The sequence below is a fragment of the Frankia sp. CcWB2 genome (assembly GCF_977927585.1).
This window is the reverse complement of record NZ_CDWRCM010000087.1, coordinates 6,621-8,355: the sequence shown is the minus strand read 5'-3', so window position 1 is coordinate 8,355 and position 1,735 is coordinate 6,621. Positions and strand designations below refer to the sequence as shown.

Here is a 1,735-nt window from a genome sequence, read left to right as displayed (position 1 = left end):
GCGCTGGTCACCGCCACCCGCGACTACATCCGTAAGAACGGCTTCTCCTCGGTGGCGCTCGGGCTGTCCGGCGGTATCGACTCCGCGCTCGTCGCGACCATCGCGGTCGACGCGATCGGCGCCGGCGCCGTCCACACCGTCGCCCTGCCCTCGGGCTACTCGTCGGGGCACTCTGTGACCGACGCCGCCGAGCTCGCCCGCCGCCAGGGCACGCGGCACGCCGTGGTGCCCATCGAGCCGATCGCCGCCGCGTTCCGCGCCGCCGCCGCCCCCCTCGGCGGGCTGCACGGCCTCGCGGACGAGAACCTGCAGGCCCGGGTGCGCGGAACGCTGCTCATGGCGTTGTCGAACCAGCATGGGCACCTGATCCTCACCACCGGCAACAAAAGCGAGCTGGCAACGGGGTTCTCCACCCTCTACGGAGACAGCGCCGGCGGCTACGCCCCCATCAAGGACGTCTCGAAGACCCGCGTCTGGGAGCTGGCGCGCTGGCGCAACGCCGCCGCGGAGAAGCGTGGCGAGGTGCCGCCCATTCCCGAGGAGATCATCGTCAAGGCGCCGTCCGCCGAGCTTGCCCCGGGCCAGCTCGACTCCGACCGGCTGCCCGACTACGGCATCCTCGATCCCGTCCTGGACGACTACGTCAGCCACGACCAGGGCCGGGCCGAGCTGATCGCGGCCGGGCACGATCCGGCCGTGGTGGACAAGGTGATCCGGCTCGTCGACCTCGCCGAGTACAAGCGCCGACAGAACCCGCCCGGGCCGAAGGTGACCTCCAAGGCGTTCGGCCGCGACCGCCGACTGCCGATCACCGCCCGCTGGCGCGAGAACCCGCCGGCCTGACCAGCCGCGCGGGCCGGGGCCAGCCGCGCGGCTCGAGTCGAGCCGTTACAGCCGGCGCTCGTTTTATGCCTGGCCCTTAGGAGTCGAAATGAAATAACTTGCGCGTTTCGAACCCTCCACAGGCCTGTGACCTGCGATGATGCTCTCGATCACGTATTTGTTACTTCATTACGTCCCCTTACGCCCCATACCGAGTGCCTTTCGGTACAGCTCCGGGACGCGGTATCGCTCGGTGCCATCGCGGGTACCAAGATCGATGCCGAGGAGGCCGACCTCCAGCCCGAGGTTCTCGACGTCCGAGTCGACCTCCAGCTCTCGCGCCGGAAACGGCGTACGTCCGATCCCCCGGAGGGCATCGAACAAGGGAACGAGCTCGGCAAACTCGTCCTGCAGGGAGTCGATTTCCTGTTCACTGATGTCATCCAGCGACTCCACGAGCGCCCGGGGACGTATCAGGCTGCGCTCGTAGTAGGGCGGTGCCAGCGACAGTCGCCGCTCTCGGTCAGCGGCGAGGTGGAAAAGCCGGACAAGCGAGCGTGGCGAGTGGTTTCCATTGCTGTCCGAAAGGGGACGTAATGAAGTAACAAATACGTGATCGAGAGCATCATCGCAGGTCACAGGCCTGTGGAGGGTTCGAAACGCGCAAGTTATTTCATTTCGACTCCAAAGTCGGCGCCATACCCAGTTGTACGTGAAAGCGGTCTTGCCGCCGGAGATCCGCTCACCAACCAGCACGCGCCACGCATTGAGCACCTGCGGCTGCGGCCACCTCTCGACCAGCTCCGGCAAAAAGCGCTGCAGCCCGGGTTCCGGCGCCCTCTCACGAACGAGATCAGCGACGGCCGGCGCCCGGAGCGCCTGCTTGACGACCACCTTGAGATAATCGGTCTGG

1 protein-coding gene and 1 pseudogene are annotated in these 1,735 nt (G+C 67.0%); one reads left to right on the top strand and one right to left on the bottom strand.

Translation table 11 applies throughout. From position 1 onward, the window contains the following. Positions 1-843 (top strand): NAD(+) synthase (gene nadE / locus ACY45C_RS11210; protein ID WP_462187554.1); only part of this gene is annotated, 843 nt, incomplete at its 5' end. A 168-nt stretch (positions 844-1,011) separates the two neighbouring features. Here the strand turns inward: nadE and ACY45C_RS11205 are convergent. Next, a pseudogene (locus tag ACY45C_RS11205) lies at positions 1,012-1,735 on the bottom strand (hypothetical protein); the annotation flags it as partial.